General features: G+C 45.5%; 19 protein-coding genes and 1 pseudogene. 2 read left to right on the forward strand and 18 right to left on the reverse strand.

Translation table 11 applies throughout. The features are described from left to right. Positions 1–61 precede the first annotated feature (61 nt). Positions 62–1243: a DUF1998 domain-containing protein gene (drmB, locus tag Pan54_RS01485; RefSeq protein ID WP_261343163.1), complete on the reverse strand. Its 1182-nt coding sequence runs from the start codon at positions 1241–1243 to the stop codon at positions 62–64. Between the two features lie 21 nt (positions 1244–1264). Between drmB and Pan54_RS01490 the strand changes: the two genes are divergently transcribed. Then, complete coding sequence (locus Pan54_RS01490) at positions 1265–1780, forward strand: hypothetical protein (RefSeq protein WP_146501787.1); 516 nt, start codon at positions 1265–1267, stop codon at positions 1778–1780. Positions 1781–2445: 665 nt separating this feature from the next. Here Pan54_RS01490 and Pan54_RS25665 read toward each other — a convergent pair. Further along, the gene (locus Pan54_RS25665; protein WP_165441523.1) at positions 2446–2598 is read right to left on the reverse strand and encodes a hypothetical protein; all 153 of its coding nucleotides are present in this window, start codon (positions 2596–2598) and stop codon (positions 2446–2448) included. Positions 2599–2715: 117 nt separating this feature from the next. On the opposite strand from Pan54_RS25665, the pseudogene Pan54_RS01495 reads away from it, so the two are divergent. After that, positions 2716–3802: pseudogene (locus tag Pan54_RS01495) on the forward strand (IS630 family transposase). A gap of 21 nt (positions 3803–3823) precedes the next feature. Here Pan54_RS01495 and Pan54_RS01500 read toward each other — a convergent pair. The 16 genes from Pan54_RS01500 to Pan54_RS26515 all read right to left on the reverse strand — a co-directional run bounded on the left by Pan54_RS01500 (position 3824) and on the right by Pan54_RS26515 (position 22875). After that, entirely contained in the window at positions 3824–4225 is a 402-nt protein-coding gene (locus Pan54_RS01500; RefSeq protein WP_242631189.1) for a transposase, read from the reverse strand. After that, positions 4222–4668, reverse strand: coding sequence for a transposase (locus Pan54_RS01505; protein WP_146501791.1), 447 nt, complete (start codon positions 4666–4668; stop codon positions 4222–4224). Before Pan54_RS01505 ends, Pan54_RS01500 begins: the two co-directional genes overlap by 4 nt. Before the next feature lie 445 nt (positions 4669–5113). After that, positions 5114–5368: a hypothetical protein gene (locus tag Pan54_RS01515; RefSeq protein WP_146501795.1), complete on the reverse strand. Its 255-nt coding sequence runs from the start codon at positions 5366–5368 to the stop codon at positions 5114–5116. Positions 5369–5417: 49 nt separating this feature from the next. After that, entirely contained in the window at positions 5418–5573 is a 156-nt protein-coding gene (locus Pan54_RS25670) for a hypothetical protein (protein WP_165441524.1), read from the reverse strand. A 227-nt stretch (positions 5574–5800) separates the two neighbouring features. Then, the gene (locus tag Pan54_RS01520) at positions 5801–7024 is read right to left on the reverse strand and encodes a glycosyltransferase family 4 protein (RefSeq protein ID WP_146501797.1); all 1224 of its coding nucleotides are present in this window, start codon (positions 7022–7024) and stop codon (positions 5801–5803) included. Further along, positions 7024–8910, reverse strand: a complete 1887-nt coding sequence (locus Pan54_RS01525; protein WP_165441525.1) for an alginate lyase family protein — start codon at positions 8908–8910, stop codon at positions 7024–7026. Before Pan54_RS01525 ends, Pan54_RS01520 begins: the two co-directional genes overlap by 1 nt. 447 nt (positions 8911–9357) lie before the next feature. Next, entirely contained in the window at positions 9358–11343 is a 1986-nt protein-coding gene (locus Pan54_RS01530; RefSeq protein WP_207310016.1) for a bi-domain-containing oxidoreductase, read from the reverse strand. A gap of 275 nt (positions 11344–11618) precedes the next feature. Then, a complete protein-coding gene (locus Pan54_RS01535; RefSeq protein ID WP_146501803.1) occupies positions 11619–12443 on the reverse strand; it encodes a sulfotransferase family 2 domain-containing protein in 825 nt (274 codons plus the stop codon). Then, positions 12421–13713, reverse strand: coding sequence for a lipopolysaccharide biosynthesis protein (locus Pan54_RS01540; RefSeq protein WP_146501805.1), 1293 nt, complete (start codon positions 13711–13713; stop codon positions 12421–12423). Before Pan54_RS01540 ends, Pan54_RS01535 begins: the two co-directional genes overlap by 23 nt. A gap of 124 nt (positions 13714–13837) precedes the next feature. Next, positions 13838–14989 (reverse strand): glycosyltransferase family 4 protein, encoded by a 1152-nt coding sequence (locus tag Pan54_RS01545; RefSeq protein ID WP_146501807.1) that lies wholly within the window; start codon positions 14987–14989, stop codon positions 13838–13840. A 15-nt stretch (positions 14990–15004) separates the two neighbouring features. Then, complete coding sequence (locus tag Pan54_RS01550; protein ID WP_146501809.1) at positions 15005–16285, reverse strand: O-antigen ligase family protein; 1281 nt, start codon at positions 16283–16285, stop codon at positions 15005–15007. A 255-nt stretch (positions 16286–16540) separates the two neighbouring features. Further along, positions 16541–17836 carry a UDP-N-acetyl-D-mannosamine dehydrogenase gene (gene wecC / locus Pan54_RS01555; RefSeq protein ID WP_146501811.1) on the reverse strand — a complete coding sequence of 432 codons (1296 nt, stop codon included), beginning with the start codon at positions 17834–17836 and terminating at the stop codon, positions 16541–16543. A 57-nt stretch (positions 17837–17893) separates the two neighbouring features. Continuing rightward, positions 17894–19063, reverse strand: a complete 1170-nt coding sequence (gene wecB, locus Pan54_RS01560; protein ID WP_315852364.1) for a non-hydrolyzing UDP-N-acetylglucosamine 2-epimerase — start codon at positions 19061–19063, stop codon at positions 17894–17896. Positions 19064–19272: 209 nt separating this feature from the next. Next, positions 19273–20481: a DegT/DnrJ/EryC1/StrS family aminotransferase gene (locus Pan54_RS01565; protein WP_146501813.1), complete on the reverse strand. Its 1209-nt coding sequence runs from the start codon at positions 20479–20481 to the stop codon at positions 19273–19275. 43 nt (positions 20482–20524) lie between these two features. Continuing rightward, on the reverse strand, positions 20525–21796 hold the full coding sequence (locus Pan54_RS26640) for a NeuD/PglB/VioB family sugar acetyltransferase (protein WP_146501815.1): 1272 nt from the start codon (positions 21794–21796) through the stop codon (positions 20525–20527). Between the two features lie 956 nt (positions 21797–22752). Next, positions 22753–22875: a hypothetical protein gene (locus Pan54_RS26515; protein ID WP_261343164.1), complete on the reverse strand. Its 123-nt coding sequence runs from the start codon at positions 22873–22875 to the stop codon at positions 22753–22755. Positions 22876–23266: the final 391 nt, after the last annotated feature.

Here is a 23266-nt window from a genome sequence, read left to right on the forward strand (position 1 = left end):
GAACGCAGGGCTGCAATCAGGGATTGCAGGTCGCTATTGCTGAGTCTCGTCAAGGTGCCGTTCATGAGCCCCTCAAACTGAAGAACTCGATGCCAAGATGATCCACAGTGGGAACGACAAGAGCGCGGTCGAGGAATTCATTGTGTTGTTCGCAGTAGGTCTCGGAGATCAGCAGGCAGCCATGACAGGCTGCACCGTGCAGAAAACGACGTTCATGCTGATTTGCTGGCTCGTGTTGAGCACAAACGGAGTCGTTCGAGCAAAGCTCCCCCATTTCCAAAGCGTTGTGTATGTGTTCGTGAATCCGCCGCCCCACCTGCACCAACCCGCCGAGCGTTCCCTCAGCATCGGATGTGCCCGTGTAAAGCAGGATGCCGTAACCAACATCAGGAATTGTGTAGATTCGCTCCCGAATTGAGCTGGCGGGGTAGCCGCATTCTAGGGAAACAGCAGTGACCAGCAGATGGGAGAACGAATGAAACAGCACATAGGGGAGCAATCCACCCGCTTCGACAACCTTCTTATGGGCTCCCGAGTATTCGCCTTTCCAGGCTTCGTAGCCGGCCAGTAGCCGTGTACCGCGGGCAATCAAATCCTGGCGGCTCGCCCATTGCTCAACTGCATCTTTGCGGAACTGAATGAAGATTCCCTCGCCCCGTTTTTCGATTGCAGGCAACCATGTAATCTCTCGGGCCAGCGCAGCACGCTGAACACCCATTTCCAATTCTCCATCGATATCCGGTGAAACCGCCTCAAATCTCGTGAAGCCTGCTTGAGCCATCACCTCGCGAAGGCGGTGGACCAGCACGACACGTTCGACCTGGCTCATCCAGGGAGCATCCCAGCAGTCACGCGGCAGGTTTCGTGCGAAAAAGTTTCCATCCGGTTTGTCATCACCGAGTTCGTCCTTACTGGCGATCAGCGTTTCCATCTCGGCATGTTTGATGGACTTCGATGTTTCCGCAGATTGTCCTCGTCGAACTTTCACCTCGGCGAAAACTTCGTCATCATTAATACCGTCCAGAACCGTGTGGACCTTTGCCTTCTTGCGTTCGTATTTGAGTTCGCCCACATCTTCGACTTCACCAATAAAGTACCAGACGGTTTCGACAGCGTCGCGAAGGGTTTCATTGCGATCGGGCAGAGAAATGACGCTCATGAGTTGGGCGAAGTACGCATTGCTGGCGGTTCGGATCAACAGACGATTGATTTGATCACATGACTCCTTTGAAAAAGGTCCCAACTAGGGCCGGTTACTATCACAGTGTTTCAGAAGAATGGGCTGTTCAAATGCGGCGGCCATGCTTCGCTCTGCGTTTCCGCACTCGCAACGGACATAGACTTCGGAAAGATCTCCGCTGGTTCCCCTTTCTTCGATCCACATCTGACGGCGACATTCGGTCTTTCCGCCATGTACAAATTCGTACCAGTCAATATCGCCGATGTGTCCATTCCGGCACGTCCTCACAAATCGCACCGGAACGACACTGCGTTTCTTCTTGCTGTCGTCGATGAATTTGCCTTTGGTCAGCATCCTGCGATGGACCAGCATACGTGCGCGGACGGTGCTTCGTTTGGAATCACTGTCGACATCCTGTGTGATAAACCACTCAGGAAACTGCCAGCCTCAGGTTCTCTCCCTTCGAGAGATGGCTCGGCCTTGGCGACAACCCGCCGCTCGCAACTCCAACTTTTCAATGTCTGGTACCGCAGGGGTGAAAGCTGTTGTGAGAAAACAACTTATCCCAAACCAGGCAGCCTTTTTTCCACCCCGGGGTGAGAAATCCGGGTTAGGGATTGGTTCTTTTTCCCAATCCCCAATCCCCAATCCCACTCTTCTTGGTAGTCGAGGCGGAACTCGAACAAACACATTCTAACAAGCGAAATAAGCGAAATTACATAATGCGCGCTGCAGAATCCGGTGCAGTTGATGCACAGCTTGAAGATACGAAATATTTGCTACAAAGATAGCCACATCTCTCCGTCTCTCTCATTCGAGACATTCTCAAATTAGTTGGCAAATTAAGAGTCTCCGAATGATAAAGGCTTTGGAGTATGTATCCTTTCACGCCACGGATAACAGATATGGAATGGATTGATCTTAACTGGCTGCTGTGAGTGCGGTCGTCAGGTCAAGGAATCGGTTGTGTTTTGATGGCGGCAGGTTTCCAGTATGCTTAGGATTGTGTCCACGAAGCGGATGCCTGATTCTCTGTTGGTTCCGAAGGACACTCTCCGCCAAATGACTGGATTTCTTAACGATCACTCGGTGTGATTATTCGTCGCAAGAATTATCGGATTGCTCACGAACCGCCACAGATTCTCTCGACGCCAATACAATTCCCGACACGTGCCAGTCGTCGGGGAGTAGGGGAGTTTGAGTCCGCACAGCAAAAGAACTTCGGTCTGCTTGCGAATCCGTCCCCTCGTGATTTGAAAACCTAATCAACTGATCGTTCCATCCTGGCAGCGGCGGATGGACGCAAACAACTTCCCAGCCTGCTTCAACAACTGTTGACCGACTTCGGCGGCATGTTTACCAGCGTATTCACTCATTTTCTGAAAGTTTTGTTTGTCGATCTGAGGTCGAACCATCATTTCAGATGTGCCCCAGCATCTTTGCTGACATTTTAACCGCTAGTGTAGTGTCACTCAAATGCGGGAACTTATTTGGGTTGAGTTGCGTCTTATCTTTCAACTAAGGAGGATTTGACGATGCGAGTGGCTCAGCAAATTGAATTAACAGACTCCGAGCGGGTTCAACTGACGAAGTGGTCGCGGGGACGTTCAACTCCCTCAAGGCTTGTGTTGCGGGCTAAGATTGTGCTGTCTGCGGTCGAGGGTTTTGAGAATCAACAGATTGCCAGTCAACTACAGTGCACCCGGAGGACCGTCTCACGATGGCGGAATCGGTTTGCTCAACTGCGGCTCAATGGCATCTCTAAAGATGCTCCGCGATCTGGTCGTAAGGCTTCGGTCCGGGAAACAAAAGAGGCTGAGATACTCCGCAGAACGACGCAGGAAACTCCCGTCAATGCAACCACTGGTCGACGAGAACGATGGCCGTAGCTGTCGGTGTGAGTCGTTCAACGGTGCAGAAAGTCTGGCGAGACAATGGCCTTAAGCCGCATCGAATCAAAACGTTCAAAGTCTCCAATGATCCTGACTTTGCGGAAAAGCTGGTCGATGTTGTGGGGTTGTATCTCAATCCCCCCGAGCATGCGTTGGTTCTCTCGTGTGATGAGAAGAGTCAGATTCAGGCTCTGGATCGAACTCAAAAAAGCTTGCCGAAGTTTCCGGGGCGACTGGGAACGTTAACACATGATTACAAACGTCATGGCACAACAACATTGTTTGCGGCATTGAAAGTAGCCGATGGGACATTGATCACACAGTGCCAACAGCAGCATCATCGTCATCAGGAGTGGATTAAGTTTCTGCAGCAAATTGATCGGAAACAGCTTCCGGCCTGGAATTGCATTTGATCGTCGATAACTACGCAACTCATAAACATGCCAATGTGAAAGCTTGTCTGAAGAGACATCCCCGCTTTCACATTCACTTCACGCCCACGAGCAGTTCGTGGTTGAATTTGATTGAGAGATGGTTTGCCGAGTTATCCCACAACCGCTTGAAACGGGGAGTTTTTAACAGTGTGAAACAGTTAGTGACTGTCATTGAAGAATATGTCGAGCATCACAATCAAAATCCGAAGGGTTATCAATGGCATAAGACCGCCGAACAGATATTGGAAAAAGTGAAACGTGCCAAAGCCGCTCTGGATAAATGCCTTTCTGAATGAGACACTACACTAGAAGCTATCTCAAAACCGTTTTAATAGTGTAAACGCACAGCCGAGTGCGACGAAGCCTTCGTACAAAAAATCATGGCGTTCCCAGCGTGTGACAATGCGGCGATAGTTGTGCAGCCAGGCGATCGTACGTTCCACGATCCACCGTCGTTTGTACCGACGAATTTTACGACCATCCTGTTTGACAGCTCGAGTGCGACCCCGGCGATGTGGGCAAATGTAATCAATTACGGCTTCCTGAAATTTGTCTCGAATGCGATCAACATCTCCGGCTTTGTCGTAAATGATCCGTTCGGGCTTGTGGTTTTTACAGGTCATTTTTACAAACAGCGGCTCAATCAAGATCGATTCGTTTCGCGATGCCGATTCGGTGTCGATCGCCAGCGGAGTACCGTGGCGATCCACCAGAATCATAATCTTTGTGCCTTTCCCACGACGGGTGGGACCAATCTTTTTACCCCTTTTTTTGCCGAGGCAAACGTGCCATCGCCGAAGGTTTCACTCAAATCAATTTGGCCATTTCCTTCCATGGTGACCAATAACCGTTCCCAAACCTTCATCAACGTTCCATCTCCGGACCACGCGGCGTGCCTGCGGTGGCAAGTCGCTTTCGATGGGTAGGCCTTTGGTAAATCTTTCCAACGGGCTCCGGTGACGAGAATCCACAACACACCCTCCAAACAGTCGCGAGGGTGGACCTTGGGACGGCCGCCCTGTTTGGCAGGGGGGATCCAAGGAAACAAATCCGCAATCAAATTCCATTGCCTGTCGGTTAACACAACCGTTCGATCCGTCCTGGACACTGAGCTTGTGGACGACCGATGTCGTTTCGGCCACCAAACCAGTGTCATGAGCATGAGAATGCCTCCTTTCGGGAGAGATTCTCATGCAACTTTCAGGCCAATCGACTGTACGATTTGACGTTTTGAGATACCTTCTAGTACATCTTCGCCTGATCGCAGGTCACAGTACCGGAAAATTCCTCTGTCAGTCATTCCGACAGTATCTTCCCGTACTGACTCGGCCGGTTCTGAAAGAAGGTGAACTGATCAGCCACAAACGTCCTCAGCCAAGTGTTCTGAGTAGGTTGTTTCATCGGAATTTCGTCTATCCGCATCCGGATTTGTCGCGGCAGTTGACTGATCAGCTCATTGTATATGGGTCTCAGTGCCGCTGTTGTGATGTTCTGGAGTTTACAGATCCAAGTGGGAATGATAGGGATTTTCAGAATCGATTCGAGAAACAGGCTCGTTCGGCGTTTACTCTGACGATAATGAGCCATCAGGAGTGAGACAAAGGTAGTCAGTCGCGGCCCCGTTGAATGAGTCTACCTCGTCGGGTAAGGGTTCCGCAGGTCGTGATGCCACACTTGGAACAGCAGAGACGATGCTGCTGATACTCGATGATGTCGGGTTGGATCTCCGGTAATTTATAGACTTGATGACGCAGTGACTCGATCTCTTCACCGCTCTGTTCTCGCCCGCAACGCCGACAGACAGCGGGAACGCATGGAATGATCTGATGAACATCTTCGATCAGCACCAGTTCCCGTTTCACCTTTTTGCGCCCTTACAGGCCACCACGTTTTCGCTTGGATTTCGGTTTGTCAGCGGGAGCTTTCGCGTGTGAGAGTTGACTGGAGGACGGCAATCTGTTTGTCCTGTTGCTTAATATGATCAAACTGCATGCGGATCACCGCCTGAACATCTACAGTCTGGCGAGACAACCACTCGTCAGGAATTTCAATCGAATTCCGTGTCATGCACGTATCATGATTCAATCCATTCAGATGGCAAGAGAAATTTCAATTTCGGGGATGTGAACGTTTACAAAACTGACCGCAAGTTGAAATTCGGAGAATTCATTGCGTTATATTATAGGAAATCAAGTGTAATCTCATGCGACTACCCTGAGCGAAGATGATAGAGAAATCGTAATTTATTGTTCGACATGTGCGTGATCTTACTTATTGGTTTTCAACTTCTTAACTCATGCTGCTTTCCTGGAAACCTTATTAAGCAACTTATGCAGATCTTCTGCGTGATTATCACGATTGAAATGCAGCGTTACATAATCTTGACCTGACTTCCCCATACTCTCAGATATTTGGGGGTCGACAGCCATCGCCATAACCGCCTTTCTTAATTCTTCGGGCTTACCAGGATGAATAAAAACGCCTCCATTCGCTGATTCCAGAACTTCTCGTATGACACCATCAATTCCCAAAATCACTGGACGACCAGCAGCCATGTAATCAAAGACTTTATTTGGATAGACAGTCTTAAACATAGGAATATCTTGTAAAGTCGCCAGGCAAACATTCGAGGCGGTCAGATAGGCAGACATTTCCTGTTTTGCTACCCCTCCGGTAAATGTTAAATTGGTAAGATTTAATTCCTTCGCGAGTTGCTGGAGACGCGGTCGCTCTTTGCCATCACCAACAATCAAATAGTGGATTTCTGGTGCATCAGTCATACTTGCGGCATGAAGAATCGTATCGATATCGTTTGCCATTCCAAGTGCACCTGCATATGTTGCAATGAACTTGTTTTCCAGATTCAACTCTTTGCGGATATCTCTTGTATCCATGCTGGAATTAAACATCTCTGGATCGACACCATTTGGAATGACTGAAATTTTTTCCGCTTTGATTCCTTTGCTCAAAAGGTAATCTTGATATGCCGGAGAGTTCACCAAAATGTGAGAGGCTCTGGCATAGAGAAAAGATTCAAGTTGACGAGCCATCCAGATCAACACTGGATTTTTCAGCACACCCATGTTAACTGCAAATTCAGGCCACAGGTCACGTACTTCCAGTAAAAATGGACAACGCCGAATCACACTGAGGATCCATGCAGATACGGCTTGGAAGATAGGCGGTGTTGTCCCAATCACGAGATCAGCTTTTCCCGCACTCAAACCTGCCAGGACAGAGGTGACCATAAATGAAAGAAAAGAAACCACACGCCATACAAAGCTTCGATGATAGGTAGGAATCGTATATGCCCGTAGCACATTTATCCCGTCAATTGTTTCTTTAGAAACTAATCCTTTGGATCCCTCTTTTCGGATTCCATCGAGATAATTAGTGTCACTGGCAACAACCGTAAAATCGTATCCCCGTTTGACCAGTCTACATGCCATCTCATAATGACGCGTCCCACCTCCCTGGCCAGGAGAGACAAATGCCTGATGAACTAAGAGAACTCGCATTATTCGATTTCCATTTCGTCTGAGATATTTCCATTCATGGAAACATGATTGATTAAACGCCCCGCATCGCCAAGCCTTATGTCTGCAGCCCAGTCCGGAGAACTGATTTGAAGTTCGTTGTTATTAAAAGACATTTGACTTTCAGAAGGGCCAAATAGTGTCCAATAAGTTACCGCGTGAGTATTTACGGTTGCGTTAATGGATAAATTTGGAACTCGATGAAGGTAATATGCAGAATGCCATCCTCGAGTACTCTGAGGATCAGCTCTGACAAGCGAACATTGCATGTCGCCTGATGCAATGATCTTCATCTGATAACCTCCAGACTCCAATTCAAGCTTTAGCATTCCTGATGCCGCATCCAATTCGTATGGAGCATCACATAACTGCCAGTGAAGACAATATTCGTGCGACTGACGACCAGAAAGTTTATCAATAACAAGCCAGTGCTCTTCACCCAGCCTTAACAGGCCTCTACGACAGCTAACTGGATCCTTGAGCCTGAAGTAACCATCGTGACTTCCTTCCCACCAATCCAGTAGTTGTCCAGGAGAAGACTGTCTGTGTTCCTGTTGGCCAGTGACCCACGGATACCAGAAAAAGCGACTCACTTTTTCCATCTGGTCATTGCCGTCTACAGTAACAGCATTATGATTACAAGTTAAGCCTAACTGTTTATCCCATGGTGCAGGAGAATTATAGCTGTAAGTTCCAGGATCGATCGCGATATTTTTGCCTCGCCACCAAAGGTCGAAATGAAGCATATCTGCCTGAGAGGGGCGATGCCTGAACTTTCCCGCCCGAGTCATCGCAAAGCTCTCGCTTGTCCTGATTACATGATAGCCACCCTCAACAGCAGAATATCGTTGCTTTTGACCTTCAATGATTTCAGAATTCAATGACGACGCACCACCTAGCCAGAGTAGCTCCTCATCCCAGGGGCCATTTTCAAAGCAACGCCGATGATCGCATATTCCATGTGCGGCTTGCACAATTGGTCGATAATCCTGATAGTCGCATTCACTCAAAGGGAATACCAAGGCTCCATCGTTTTGACCATAGCAGGGAACTTGCCCACTTTGCTGGTCCTGAACTTGATAAAGAAAATTACCTGCAAGATGGATTCGCTCTCGTAAGGAATCCGTCAATCTCTCTTCATGGAGTTCGCCGAGCCTCCAACACCAGAGATAGAGATGTAACATAACTCGATGATAATTCATCGAATGCTGCGAAAAAGTACCATCCGCATAAATAAGCTCCTGGGCTTGCTTCTCCAGATATATACGCCCCATATTTTTCCAGGGAGATGCCATCTTCAACTCAGGAAAAAGCAAACCAATTGTCCATAATGCTGCCGCTTCACTAACTCCATGATTGTTTTTCTGACTCAAAGCATAATCGATTGTGGCAGCAATTCTCTGACCTGAAATCGCAATCATTTTCAGGAGACTCGCAATTCGCTCGGGGGTTGATGATAAGGAATTCGCAAATCCATACAGGCCAAAGCACCATGCCAATACACGCAAACTGATTTCCTGTCCGCACTTCCAGTGAATACCTGCTTGAGGTCGATTACTGCACTTCCAATCTTCTACTGAGTCCCAAAATGCTTGCGCATAACTTTCGTCAGGTTTACGCCAGTAAGCACGTACTAATAAGAAAGCCGATGAAAACCGCGAAGGCTCCCATAGCACTTTAATATCGCCATGTTCAAAATCCGAGATCTCGCACCAATGGCTATCCGAGTCGACCCTCATACCAGTCCATGGATTCTCATGCCAGTCGGGAGGCCAACTGCTTTTGATTTCATGAAATCCAAAATATCGATTCACTCCCGAAATTAATCGATCCGCCTGTTTGATCGTATTCGAGTCATTTCCATCCAAAGCTTGAAAATGCTGAAAGTACTTGGGGCGATCGGCCGGTGAAAAGAAAAAGGGGAGGTCTTGTTTCTCGCGATTCCACAGGATTTCATCAGGACCAGAAATGGTCGGATTCTTTAACAGGGCATCCAGAGAATGATTGTCCCAGTGTGAGATTGGGAATTGCTTTTGCAACATCCCACTCTTCTTGCGGAACTCATAGCAAAATCGATCCATTAACCACAAAGGCCCAAGAGCTTTCAGCATCCGGTAGGCCATTGGCAATTTGGACAACACGTTCCTGAACTTCCCGTTTCTTGAGACAATTTCAATTGAGGTAATTTAGAGTCGAATCCATTAATGATCCTGTCTTCGATGAAAAGCTCTAAAACCGTGGTAAATTAGTCTATGATCAAAGATTTGTGTACCCGAGTTTTTTGTCAGAAAAATGCAAGAGAAATGCACCTGGCATTACCCCGCCTGTTTCACAATTCGAGCAGTTTCGGAAACAGATTCCGTAACTACAGAGAATGGCGTTCCTTCACGCAAACTCTGAACGGCAAGAATTGAGGCCAAGGTCGTCGCGCGTATCTCTTCCCAGGAAATTGGCAATCCAAAACCCGTCTTAATCGCGTCAGTGAAGGCAACTAATTCAGCAAGGTGTCCCTTGTCCTGATTTCCTTTCCAAAGTCGCTTCCGTTTCCCTTGGAACCAGCTTTCTGCGGAATTGAAATCGTCGATGACACAGACTTTGCCTCCGCCAAACACTTCCACTCTCTCTTTGGAGAAACTTTTATCACCACCTGCCAGATATCCAATATTGGACACAGACCCATTCTCATGTCGAAGAGTGATGAAACATTGATCATCCGTAATTCCAGGGGCATCAGGACCACCAATCGATTCCGCAAACACACGAGAGACTGGAGAACCAATCAGATAGGTGGCCAGATCGATCGCATGACAGGCTTCTCCAATGATTCGACCGCCTCCTGCTTCTTCATCTTGCACCCAATGATCGGCCGGAATTGCCCCGGCATTAAAACGGATTGAAACGGTAAGCGGACATTCCACATCCTGATAATACTTCTTTACCGCCTTGGCCGCTGGTGAAAAGCGGCGATTAAAACCGACCATTAAAATGCCGGCTGAGTCTCCCGCGGATTTCCAGCTTTCTTCAATTCCGATAAGCTCCTCAACATTCAGGCAGAGCGGCTTTTCAACAAAGACATGTTTGCCATTCAAAAGTCCTTGCGAAACCTGCCGGGCATGTTGATCATGTCGAGTCAAAACAAAAACAGCATCGACCTGATCACTGTCGAATACATCCTGTTCGTCACTACTCGCAAGAGCGAACCCAAGCTTCTTACCACAATGCGAGGCAGACAATCCGCCTGAAGTACACAGCACATGAGGCTCGACAGCCGGAATTCCCATGAGCTTAGGCAACAGAGTCATTCTCGCAAAATTGCCAGCTCCCAGACATCCTATACTTATCGTTACAGTAGACTTCTTGACAGTTGGTCTAAACTGAACTGATCGTTCGACAGCAGTATCTTCACAATACTGCAAAATAATCCCCAGATAGGGTTCGCTGTTTGATTCAATCAAATCATAAGCAGACTTCGCGTTTTCAATTTCAAATCGATGAGAAATTAATGGCTTCACATCCAGCTTGCCGGTAGACATCAAGCCCAGTAATGCCTGCATATTTCTTTGCTCAGTCCAACGTACATAAGCCGCGGGATAGTCCAGCCCTCCTTCTTCATACTGACTATCATATCGTCCTGGTCCATATGAACAGGAAACTACAAATTCGGCTTCCTTAAAATAGAAGGGACGACGATCTAACTCTAATCCAACTACCCCAACCAGCACCACGCGTCCTTTCTGACGTACTGCACCGGCTGCCAAATCTATTGGTCCATTAGACTTGGTAGATGCAGTAATCAAAACTGCATCTGCTCCCAAACCATGGGTCATCTGATCGACATCCGAGGCTCTTATCCCTGGACGGGCCTCAACAGCCCCCATTCTCTTGGCAAGTTCACATTTAGCAGGATCCAGATCTGTTCCAATAACCCTAACGCCAGCGGCATTCAATAAACCGACTGCTATTTGACCAACTAATCCCAAACCGATAACAAACGCGGTCTCTCCCAGGTTAAGTTCTGCAAGCCGAACTCCCTGTAACGCGATGGAACCCAGTACAGTAAAAGAAGCCTCTTCAAATGAGACTCCATCAGGAATGCGAGCACACATGTTTTTGGGGACACAAACAACCTCAGCATGAGGTCCTGCAGTTGCGACATGGTCGCCGGGCTTAAACTCCTGAACTCCAGCACCAACAGTTAACACTGTACCCGCTGAGCAATACCCCAACGGCATCGGGTCATCAAGTTTTTCTCTAATCTGCTGAATGGTATTCCGAAGCCCTTCCTGCCTGACCTTATCCACGATACGCTTGACATGATCAGGCCTTGACCTTGCTTTTTCAAGCATAGACTTTTGCGCCAATTCCCTAAGTGACTTCTCTGTTCCAGCGGAAATCAGGGAACGTTGCGTTGCCACTAATACACATCCCGGCCTAGCCATAGGGCTAGGAACGTGTAAAACAGTAAGGCTACCGCTACCAATATTCTGGATAACTTGTTTCATTAGTGTACTTATCTATGAATGACCAATATTATATAATGCAATATGTAAATACGTTTCAAATCGTTCCCGAATAATCATCTCTTTACCAAAACTCGCTTCTGTAATCGATATGCAGACATTACTGGGCGAAAGAGTAAATGGCGGATGACTAATGGCATCAACCCTTCACGTAATTTATCGGAAGTTTTGTTTTGCTCCTGGAAATTATGCACATCCATTGAAAACGCTTCTCCGTATTGCTTTACTTGACGTGGAAACACTTCTTTCTCGACATAACTATACAATATTCCATCCTCCTTGTTTGCTTCCTCAAGCATCCGGCGTTCACGCGTACTGTTGAGAATATTATTTTTTATAAAGTTATCTTCTGCTACATTCCTAGGTGAGTAGTGTATATCCAATAATGGGTATAACTTATTCATTAGTACAAGTGATGCATCAAATTGTTCAACAATACCCGCAAATTCAATCTGATTCTTCAACACTTCTATAGCTCGTTCTGCGGATTCTTGCCCACATAACCGTCGACACTGAAAGTTTCTGTACTCTTCATTAGAGATCCACTCATCAAAACTAACGATTTTATGCATCTTTTGGATCTGATACTGATAATGAGATGCACATCTCTTGAGAGGATCTCGAAAAAATGTAAAATACCTTATACTTGGTTCATCTTCTCTTGAAATAATGTAAGGTTTTAAAGAATGTCCTGCGATTGACTGCAAGTTACAATAAACCCTTTTGGTCTTTCTTAAATCAGAAGACGTAAAATTACTCACTTCTGAGTTCCACGGTGTTTCCCAACTTCTTACGTCCGCATGATGGATGCCAAAAGATTTTCGTAATATTGACACCATTGTAGAACCAGCAGTTTTCTCAATGTGTACGAATGCCAGCATAATTCACTCCAAAAATAAATAAGGGATTGATCCCCAGTCTCCACTTAACAATAAACAGCAAGGTGATCATCAATAATAGTCGCGACAGGAAAGAAGCAACTACTCCCCCAGCAGCCCCCATAGAAGGAATCAATAGAACAGAAAATATGGCAAAGCATAAAGAGTTTAATAAATATGCAACAATACAGTCACTCTGGTGACCGGACAAATATACTACTTGATTTAATGGGCCGAAAGATGATGTAAGCATTAGGCCAAATGCAAGCATTACTATGCTTGTATAACAACCCGTATAATCATTACCAAACAGTTGCAAAGCAAATGGAGCAAATATAATAACTGCAAGAGTAGATATAACTCCCATGAGAACACATCGAAACGTCACCCGCCTGAGGCTTAGAACAAGCCTATAACGATCGCGTTCGTCACATAACAGTCTTGATATATTTGAAGCCTCTAGCATAGTTATTGCCTGTTGCCCTAATAAGACAACGATACCAAGCTTCACTATAACTGAATAGTGAGCCGCAATCTCTGGCCCCCCAATAATCCCACAAAACACAGGGCCAGACTGCAATTGGATATAATTCAGAAAGTTAACAACTGCGAAAAGAGCACCTGAAATCAACCATTGTTTGTTTATTTTGCACTGAGCACATGTTCCACTTTCTGTGATTGCTACACTTACACAGCAAGCGCCTGCAAAAGCAACGACGCCATGTGATAGGCATAGACACGAAAAGACGCCGGCACATTTCAGGTCACTGGGATACCATTGGCCCGCGAATAGTATCAGCATAATGGCAATTGCAATCGTCACCACGGAAAGAATCTGCGAAAGCAGGGTTTTGCCAAAGCTCACCAATTGTGATTCTATTATTAAATACTGTGTGTAGACAAGCAGGAAAATCGAACAGACAATAACGTCATGACTATCAAAAGCATTATTTTGGTCACGAAAGCTGATAAATACTGCGTTAAGAATTACCAGAATAATAAGAGACCCGACCAGCGAGTAAATATGAGAAGCATATATAATTTCCCTGACTTGTAACAACTGTTTACTCTTGTTTAACTTTGGGACAAAGCGAAGCAATGCTCCATCCATGCCGATTTTTGATAATATAGTGCACGCCAGCATAATCGAATAAGCTACTGAGTAGTACCCGTAATTTATTGTCCCCAAATATCTTGCAACTACTAATGTTAGCAAGATGGACATTAACGCAGCAAGGCTTCTTAAAACCACAGCTGATATAGAAAGCCACATATGAACACCTTATGTTTTAGTAGCCATTGCCGGCTACGCCAATTATTCTTTTATAACAACGAAGGCGTGATCGATACTAGCAATCAATAAGGTGTAGATGCAACATGCCCAATCATTGCACATACTAATTGACCGTTGCGCATATTTGCTCATAAGCATAAACATACATGCCTATAACATGGCTGGCTATTACATTGTTTGAGTATTTTTCCTTTACTAAATCAGCAACGTTACTCGAAAGGACCATATTATTTGCGCGAATTGAATGCGTTGCCTTTTTAAACAATTCACTTAATGAGTCAGGATCAAAACTGCTAACCCAAATTGCCCCGCTAGTATCTCGCAATTCACCGTAGGCGGGGATGTCAGATAGTATCGGCACGCAACCGCAAGCCATGGATTCCAGGATTGAACATGAAAGCTGATCAGTCATGGGCACTGAAATTGCATAATCGCTAATGTGAAGAACATCAGAGACTTCTTTTTGTGTCATAATTCCCTTAAGAATTTGGATTCTTCCTGAATCAATGCCGATCTTAGCAAGATTTTCTGTCTCCTTAAGGTATACTGAATCCGCATCACCACTGATCACAAGTAGATAAGCATCACCGCCTTTGTCTAAATACCGCATGAACCCAGCTATCATTTCCTTAGTTCGGTACAACTCTGTGGCCCGTCGGTTAATACAAAACACCGGCATTCCATCCTCAATGCCATAAGTTTCCCTAATTTGTAAGCGTTGATCCTCGTTAATGGGCTGGAATATATCTGAATCGTACCCAAGAGGGAAAGTGTGAATTTTAACTTGCGTAGAAGAACCTAAAATACTCTTGACTGCTTCAGCCATTGCCGGAGAGGATGCTGTGATACATAGAGCGTGGCTCAGCACCTTACGCATGAGCCAGCGGCTTAACCATCCGTACTGCTGATAACAGTAAACCTCAGATCCATAGGTCGTCACAACATAAGGGCATCCGCTCATATAGGCCACCATTGAATTTCCGGAGGCACTGTGGGCGTGAAGTATTGATCCGCTAAGTGTTTTTGACATCCACCTCAGCTTGATACCTGAAATCATAACGTTAAATATCTTTGGAATATTTCTGATACCATACATGGAAGGTATCAGATGCATGCATTCGTCACCTGCTGTTTTATCCTGAGGCACTGTTGATAATATTCTAACTTCAAGATTACATATATCAGATAGTTTCTTCCACCGTAGTAAGTGAACGCTTTTATGATTCGCTACAAAGTAGATTTTTCTCGGATGCATTACTGTGTACCTAACTCAGCAAGTCTTGGCAGAGTTGTAATTACCAACACTTGCAGGATGGCAATAAGAGTGTGATTGAATTGACAAATGCGACATTATGCAAAAGGACGTAATAAAAAAAACAAAGTGTCCAGTTAAGGAATATGTCAGATTGGGTTGTGTTAAGCATCCTATGCAACAGCCCACTAGGCATGCAATGCATGCAGAAGCGTGTAGCTTATCGCTCCTGCTTTCACACTGGAAATAAAATACGAAATAGCAGCCCATAAAAAGTTTTGTCAACACTGCAATGTATAGAAATACACCTACAATCCCAGTTTTGTAGAGTACCTCCAGATACTGCTGGTGTGGTGTCCCAAAGAATGAATAGTTTGAGTAGGGCTCATAGCTGTACCCAAAGATAGGCTTCTTAGATACTAGTTTAACCGTTTCCATCCATATCTGATCTCTCCCTGATAGCGTATCACCATTTTCAAATGTATTGGCTGCTCTCACTTCAATCTTATCCTGTATCGACCTGTACACATCAGTGTCCTTGGCCAAGTAAGCTGCGCCCCCAAGCACGACCAAAGTTGTTGTTACTATAAAAAACAAGTAAATTTTCTTATGCGACATTCCTATGTATATTGCCGAAGAGATCACTGCAACAAAGGTTGAAGACCTGGACATGGACCCTACAATCAGCAGAAATGCGATAAACGCAGCAAAGTAATACAATGGCTTGCTAAATGTATTACTGTCTGCATAAGCCAACAGCATCGGAATAGTACACGCTAAGAATGTTTGTGACATATTTGGATATGCGTATAATTCACTTTCAAATGGAAGTAAATACTTTCCCCAGTATCCAAAAGGAAACCCTGGCGTGAGTATGGTGCTTATCATCAGCCATGCTATGTAGAGTAATTGCGTCTGGGCAATTCTGTCAAAGAGTTTTACTCTATCTAAGCGGCGTGCTACGGCAGAGCCAACTAGCACGAATAGTAAAGGCTTCATTAATTTAAAGGCGGTAAGCCCCCTTCCGTTATCGTCATTAGCAATAACAGCTACGACTGCGAGAAGTAGCATGTAACCTGATGTAAGAAGCACCCAATCGTTTATGTTTGTTGCTTTATTTAGTATATTTGGGTGACGTTTTTGTTTTGATGGTAGTAGTGCTATTATAAGAACTGACATAGGGATAAGCAGGTCTGACAAAACTGCATCAATCGGCTTATCGCCTGAGTACCCTAAATTGAATGCAATTGGATGCAAAAGTAATAAGGAAACTAATAATAGAACACTTTCAGAAAACACTTTGCTGTACTCACTATCTTTATACTTAGATCATTGCGGTTTAATCCTCAGGGCAATCGCATGAGAATTACTTGCAAAAGTACCTTAAAAACAGGCGTTTTCGACAGTTCCACTAAAGTTGATGACACGTAATCGCATCTTTTTTGCTAACAATCATACTAAAAACGCTGTATTTACAGAGTTTTCTCATGCGATTGCCCTGGTTTAATCCTGGAAGCTTATACTTCGATTAGTGACCTTAACGATTTTCCTTGATCAGGCCGCATTATTTATTCCTACCCTGCTGGCCTTTGTTGAAGACCAGGCACCTCGAGGATCTATTACTGTTTTGCCATATCTGTCTTCTGGAGATAATTCAAGAAATTGCCGATGATCTGTCAGCAGGACTAAAATGTCTGCTTTTTGAATTGACTCTTGGAGCGTGCAGAGATTCAGCCCGGGTAAATTATTACTATTTGCATAGGGATCGCATGCCAACACGACTCCGACACCGCTTTCAGTAAGCATGGTTGCAATTTCCGTGCTGGGACTTTCGCGGAAATCATCCACATCTGCTTTATATGCTAGGCCAAGACAGGCAATTGTGGGGTTATCGAATCGATTTGCCGCTTCGATGATTTGCTGGACCACGTAATGAGGTTTCATATCATTTACTTCTCGAGCGGTTTTAATGAGAGGAGTCGCCCCTGTGCAGGCATGAACTAAAAACCAAGGATCTACGCTAATACAATGCCCGCCGACACCAGGTCCAGGAGTAAGTATATTGACCCTGGGATGCCGATTGGCGAGTTTTATGACCTCAAAAACATCAGCACCCAGTTTATCGGCTAGAATTGATAGCTCATTGGCGAAAGCGATATTGACATCTCGAAATGCGTTTTCAGTCAGCTTAGTAATTTCAGCTGAGATTGCATCGGTCGGAAGTACTGCTCCTGTCACAAAGGATTTATAAAATTCGACAACTTTATCAGTGCATGCAGTTGTAACCCCGCCGACAATTCGATCATTTTCGACGACTTCGATCAGAATGCGTCCCGGTAACACGCGTTCAGGACAGTAAGCAACATATACGTCTTTACCAACTTCAAGATCTTCAGGAATAGCGTTTTGCACGACGACGTCTTGAGTGGTTCTAGGTGGGCTTGTCGATTCCAAAATGACTATGTTACCTGCTCTTACATAGGGTTGAATCGCTTTTGAGGCGGCTTCAACATAAGAGAGGTCTGGTGTTTTGTCTTCGTTGATTGGCGTGGGAACACAGATGAAAAAGACATCCGCTTCACATGGTTCGGTGGAAGCCTTCAGCTTATTCTGTGAGACTACTTTATTGACTAATTCCCCGAGATGAGGTTCATGAATATGAATTTCCCCTCGATTGATAATCTCGATCACATCGGGTCGAACATCCACGCCATGAACAAGGTATCCGTGGTCAGCAAGAACACTTGCTGTTGGGAGACCGATATACCCTAAACCTACAACGCATATATTTTTTGATTTAGAAGTGCTGTCATTAGAACAGGTATCTGGAATGACATTCAGTTGTGCCATAGTAACCTCCATGTGCAAATATCAATGACATCTTGTCAAGTATTTCGTTATTTAGATCTAAGAATTGGCAGTTTTAACAGTCCGGTCAAAGAGTGCCAATATCAATTTTACAATTTTCTCAGATGCTTTTCCGTCCCCGTAAGGATTTAATCCGATTTGGCAGCTTTCATAGACTTCTTTATTGCTTAGCAATTCTCGTGCGTTTTCAACGATGGCACTTTGATCTGTGCCGACCAGCCTTACGGCCCCAGCATCGACCGCTTCGGGACGCTCCGTTGTGTCTCTCATGACAAGAACTGGCTTCTTCAGCGAGGGAGCCTCTTCCTGCACTCCTCCCGAATCAGTCAGAATCAGTTTTGCCTGATCCATCAACCATACGAACTCGGGATAGATCGCAGGCTCTGTCAGGTAAACATTGGAGCATTTTCCCAAAATTCTGAACACGGGCTCTCGTACGTTAGGGTTTAGATGTACCGGATACAGAAAGGCCGTCTCTGAAAATACTTGAGATAATTCTGCTATTGCTCTGCAGACAGATTCGAATTTCCCACCAAAATTTTCCCTGCGATGCCCTGTGATGAGAACGAGCTCCTTACTGTTTAGAAATTTATATTTTTCTCGCCAGATACTATCTCTGTTTCTTTCCTTCTCTACAGTCCAAAGGAGTGAGTCGATCACCGTATTTCCAGTAACGTGTACGGATTCACTGCACGCCCCCTCGGCCAGTAGATTATCTGCAGCGCGTTGAGTTGGTGCACAGTGAATCGTAGCAGTTAATCCCGCTACACGTCTGTTATATTCCTCAGGCCAGGGAGAATATAGGTCTCCGGTTCGCAATCCGGCTTCGACATGGATGAAAGGAAGCTTACGATAAAAAGCCACCATTGAGGCAACGAGAACTGTCGTTGTATCTCCCTGAGCAACGATGCAATCTGGCTCAAATTGATCCAGAGCTTTTTCCAAACCATTCAGGCAACGAGAAGTCAACATTGCCAGCGACTGATTGGATTGCATTAAATCCAAATCAATATCAGGCTGTATTTGAAAATAATCGGCAACTTGAGCCAGCATTTCACGATGCTGACCTGTAAAGCAAACAATAGAATCGATCGAAGAACTTTGCTTGCAGGCTCGTACGACTGGAGCCATTTTAATGGCTTCAGGGCGTGTTCCCATAACTAATAATGCTTTGATTTTTGATGACTGATCCATTTCGCCTGCTGCCATTGTTGATGCCTGTAAGCCTGTTTTGATTAATATCCAGTCCGATGACGCCAATAATAATTTTCTGTGTTTTCATATGGTATTTGAGAGATGTGAGCATCATCCCTGACCTCCTTAAACGATAAAGTTTACGTCAGGCTTACGATTTCAGAACTTAAGATCAAAGTGCTGTCGATCCCAAATCATAACTGGCCTTGGAGTTCACTAAGGTTTCAGGCAGATACCGAATAAGTGGTTTCCATACTGGCCTGCTCCATTACTGCCTGAATCGCTTGAGTCGTGCTGTCGAGGTTAGCTTGAGTTAGAGTAGGATGGACTAGGAACATTAAACTTTGTTCGCCCAGTTTCCGGGCAATGAGGCAAGGCTGTTTCGGCTTCCACTCCTGCGGAAAGGCCTCTTCCAGATAGATTTCACTGCAACTTCCACTGAAGCAGGGCACTCCGTAATTTCTAATTTCTTCTAAAACCCGATCACGTGTCCAACCTCCACGTAAATAGTCAGGATTTATAAAAGCATAGAATTTGTAATAGGCATGTTTGATATTTTTATCGGGTGCAGGAATTCGTAACGCTGCGAATGGCTCACAAACAGTTCTCAATATGTTTGCGTTGCGATTCCGGGTTTCAATCCATTCCGGCAGCTTTTGAAGCTGCATGCGTCCCACAACTGATTGAACTTCCGAAAGTCTCATATTCGATCCAAAACTTTCATGCAACCAGCGAAACTGTGTGCCACCCGGTTGAGGATTATAGAACGCCTCCGGTGTTTTTCCATGATCTTTATACCGCCAAGCTTTATCCCAAAGTTCAGGATTATTCGTTACCAGCATCCCGCCTTCACCGGCAGTGGTGAGGATTTTATCCTGACAAAATGAAAAAGCACCGAGATCACCAATGGATCCTATTGGTCGTCCCTTGTATTCGGCTCCATGTGCCTGGGCGCAATCTTCAATGACATATAACCCATACTCATTGGCTAATTCCATGATCTCATCCATTTCGCAAGGCCAGCCAGCTAGATGGACCGCAATAATCACTTTGGTTCTTGGCGTTAGGACGGCTTCGATCGTTTCACGCGTCAAGTTCTGACTGCTCGGGTCTACATCGGCGATTATGGGGCGTCCTCCGCGAGCTACAACGCAACTGGCACTGGCAATGAAAGTTTTGCTGGGAACAATCACTTCATCACCGGGTTGCAAATCAAGTGCGTACAATCCCAGTTCTAGCGCTAACGTTCCGTTGGCAACGGCGATGGCATGGTTGCAGTTCGTGTAGACCGCAAATTCCTGCTCAAATAGCCGACCTTCCTGTCCGGTCCAATAATTGACTCGACCACTTTGGAGTACATGCTGAGCAGCATCGATTTCATCCTGGCTAAAGCAAGGCCATGCTGCGAATAGATCTTGAGTGTTAGCGCCCATGTTTCAATCCTTTGAATAACTTCAACTCTTGCATCTTATATTGCTATGCAGCCTTATAATCGGTCTGTTCGGCTGCCTTACCTTGTTTTTGGGGGAGAATATTTGACTTCAAGGCACGTGCTGGAATACCGATCGCAATACTGTTTTCTGGAATATCCCTGGTCACAACAGACGCGGCTCCGATCTGGCAATTTGCTCCGATACGAACTCCAGGGATACAAGTGCTTCCCGTTCCCAGCAATGAACATTTCCCAATGTGAACTCCTCCAGCTAGGCTTGCATTAGGGCAGATGTGAGCAAAGGAGTCAATTCGGCAATCATGATCGACACTTGCGGAAGTATTGATAATGACATGCTCACCTATTTTTGTGTCAGGTTGAATGACTGCTCCCGCCGCCACCAGTGTTCCAGTTCCAATTTCAACTGAATCTGAAATGATACTTAAAGGGTGAATGGCTGTGACCCATTGGCAATTGAGTTTTTCTGCCAATTCCCTTCGAGTGTCATTATTTCCAATAGCCACAATTGCTTTATGTCCTGGCAACTCAGTAAGTTTCGAGATCGGACCTGTGACCGGTACTGCAAAAAACGTTTGCCCCCAGAGTGCTGGGTTATCATCGAAAATCGCAGAAACAAATTCCTGACTATGTCTTAAGGTTTCAATCACAACCTTGGCATGCCCTCCGGCACCGATCACGGCTATCTGAGACGAACTTTTCTGATCAAACAATGGCATTGTCGCATGACCATCCTGACTCACTCCTGCGGGATTAAACACCCTGAAAACGGTTTTAAGCAGAATTATGAGATCGAGCAGAAAGCTTTGATTGTCGACATACCAGACATCGAGCTCAAACTTTGCTGACCAGGAAAGTGAATTGCGGCCATTAATTTGGGACCAACCGGTAACACCTGGCAGCACATCATGTCGACGGTTTTGCTCGGGTGTATAGAATTTCAAATATTGAGGCAGTAAGGGGCGCGGGCCGACGAGACTCATCTGACCGCGGATTACATTGATCAGTTCTGGTAATTCATCTAGCGAGGCTTTACGCAGAAAGTTGCCGAACTTTGTCATTCGAACTTCATCTGGCAAAGGCTTCCCAGAGGCATCGACACTCGATTTCATGGTGCGAAATTTCACCATGTGAAAGCTTTTGCCGTTTTTTCCAGTCCGTTCCTGAACAAAAAAAACGGGAGCCCCGAGAATCTGTCGTACGAGTGCATATAGAATTGCAATGACGGGAGAGAGAACCACCAGCAGCAAACTGGCGACTACAGCATCGAAGGTTCTTTTGAAGTACGCTGAGTACATTGTATTCCCTTACCATCACTCCAGAGCATCCTGCTCTGATCAGCTTTAACGTTAAACACTCTTAGGCTTGCTTCTGATCAATCCACAAAGGGAATTCATCTCTCTTGTAAAGGTTTACGCAGAGAAATGGTCAAGCTTGAATTTGGGACGTTCAAAGAAGGACTTCAACAAACGTACTCATTCCGCATTCAACGTTCCCCCCCAGAGGTCCGTCGGATATTCGAGTAAGCTATCACTCGACTGGAAACGTGTCAATACGGGAAGGATTTCAGCAATGGGGTATGCAAGAGTCTTTTTCAGAATACCAAAAATTAGTGAACGGTTTACAATGGCATGGTACGTGCGGCACTCTAATTTCAAAAAAAGAGCTTTGTACAGGTTACCGGGATTCCACGCTTCGGCTTCAGTCGGGGGCCAATACAGAATTCTCTTTTTCCTGACGGACGAACATTGGAATTTGATCAAACCATTCTGTACCTAAGATACTCCATTCAGCTTCAGGTGGACGGCCTGAACTCGATATCCGCAAATGTAATGAAGGCATTTTGTGAGTGTTCGCTACCGGAACTCGTTAGAAAGATCTGTGTCCAGAATATGCTTCTTACGGTTCCAGCATGCGAAACTGACCGGAATCGGGCCAGTTCGATCTTCCTACACATCTTGGCAATTCGGACAGATGAGTCCACGGGAGACGACCATTGATTGTTTGAACCCTTCTTGTCTTTGTGTTTCTGGTCGAACTTTCGTAAGACGTCGTCACTTGGAGCGTCGTCCTTGTCGATCTCGCCAGATTCGATCATCCGCTTTTCCGAAAAGCTTTAAAGGCTTCGCGAGGATGGTTGCGGAGACGTTTATCACAGCATGGATTCGACCTGTGTGGAGTCAATACCGACAATAGTACTCGTTTCAAATAATGATTCCCCAACGATCGCCAGCACAATCGGAAATGCCTGCTCTTAAATTTCGAGCGGAAGTCGATTGCGAATCCGCGCAAATGAAGAATCATTGGGTGTGGCCTTGGTCAATTGGATACAGAGAGACTGCTTGATCGAAAAGCCATCGGCAAAAAAATTAGACATGCTGCGACCCACCCGGAGATCACCTCGCCATCTCAGTCCGACTTGAAAGGTTCGAAACAATTGACCGAACTGGCCGGAAATATCGGACTTCGCCAAGGAAATAAGCGGGCTACTTCGGCAGTGAGTGATTTTTAAATGATCTGTAAAAATTTTAGTGCGATTTATTTGCTCTAATTTTCATATCTTTCTCATCTTAGAATTTGAAACTACCTTCACTATTGTTTATGGTCAAATCTTGAATCCACAATGGATGACTCTTTTTTGTCCTAAATTGAGCAGTTTCAACGGGTTGGATTCTAAAGGAATTCATTTTGCCCGCATGCTTCGCAATTATATGCATAAAAAAGCACTGGCGATTGTGAAGATGAATTCTTGATTACACAGGTGTGAT

This window comes from Rubinisphaera italica (assembly GCF_007859715.1).
GTDB classification, from domain to species: Bacteria; Planctomycetota; Planctomycetia; order Planctomycetales; family Planctomycetaceae; genus Rubinisphaera; species Rubinisphaera italica.

Coding starts and splice junctions, on each gene's coding strand:
- Pan54_RS25665 (WP_165441523.1), bottom strand. CDS start 2,598: ATGATGGTTCGACCTCAGATCGACAAACAAAACTTTCAGAAAATGAGT.
- Pan54_RS01500 (WP_242631189.1), bottom strand. CDS start 4,225: ATGATTCTGGTGGATCGCCACGGTACTCCGCTGGCGATCGACACCGAA.
- Pan54_RS01505 (WP_146501791.1), bottom strand. CDS start 4,668: ATGCTCATGACACTGGTTTGGTGGCCGAAACGACATCGGTCGTCCACA.
- Pan54_RS25670 (WP_165441524.1), bottom strand. CDS start 5,573: ATGACACGGAATTCGATTGAAATTCCTGACGAGTGGTTGTCTCGCCAG.
- Pan54_RS01520 (WP_146501797.1), bottom strand. CDS start 7,024: ATGCGAGTTCTCTTAGTTCATCAGGCATTTGTCTCTCCTGGCCAGGGA.
- Pan54_RS01535 (WP_146501803.1), bottom strand. CDS start 12,443: ATGCTGGCATTCGTACACATTGAGAAAACTGCTGGTTCTACAATGGTG.
- Pan54_RS01540 (WP_146501805.1), bottom strand. CDS start 13,713: ATGTGGCTTTCTATATCAGCTGTGGTTTTAAGAAGCCTTGCTGCGTTA.
- Pan54_RS01545 (WP_146501807.1), bottom strand. CDS start 14,989: ATGCATCCGAGAAAAATCTACTTTGTAGCGAATCATAAAAGCGTTCAC.
- wecC (WP_146501811.1), bottom strand. CDS start 17,836: ATGGCACAACTGAATGTCATTCCAGATACCTGTTCTAATGACAGCACT.
- wecB (WP_315852364.1), bottom strand. CDS start 19,063: ATGGCAGCAGGCGAAATGGATCAGTCATCAAAAATCAAAGCATTATTA.
- Pan54_RS01565 (WP_146501813.1), bottom strand. CDS start 20,481: ATGGGCGCTAACACTCAAGATCTATTCGCAGCATGGCCTTGCTTTAGC.
- Pan54_RS26640 (WP_146501815.1), bottom strand. CDS start 21,796: ATGTACTCAGCGTACTTCAAAAGAACCTTCGATGCTGTAGTCGCCAGT.
- Pan54_RS26515 (WP_261343164.1), bottom strand. CDS start 22,875: ATGTCTAATTTTTTTGCCGATGGCTTTTCGATCAAGCAGTCTCTCTGT.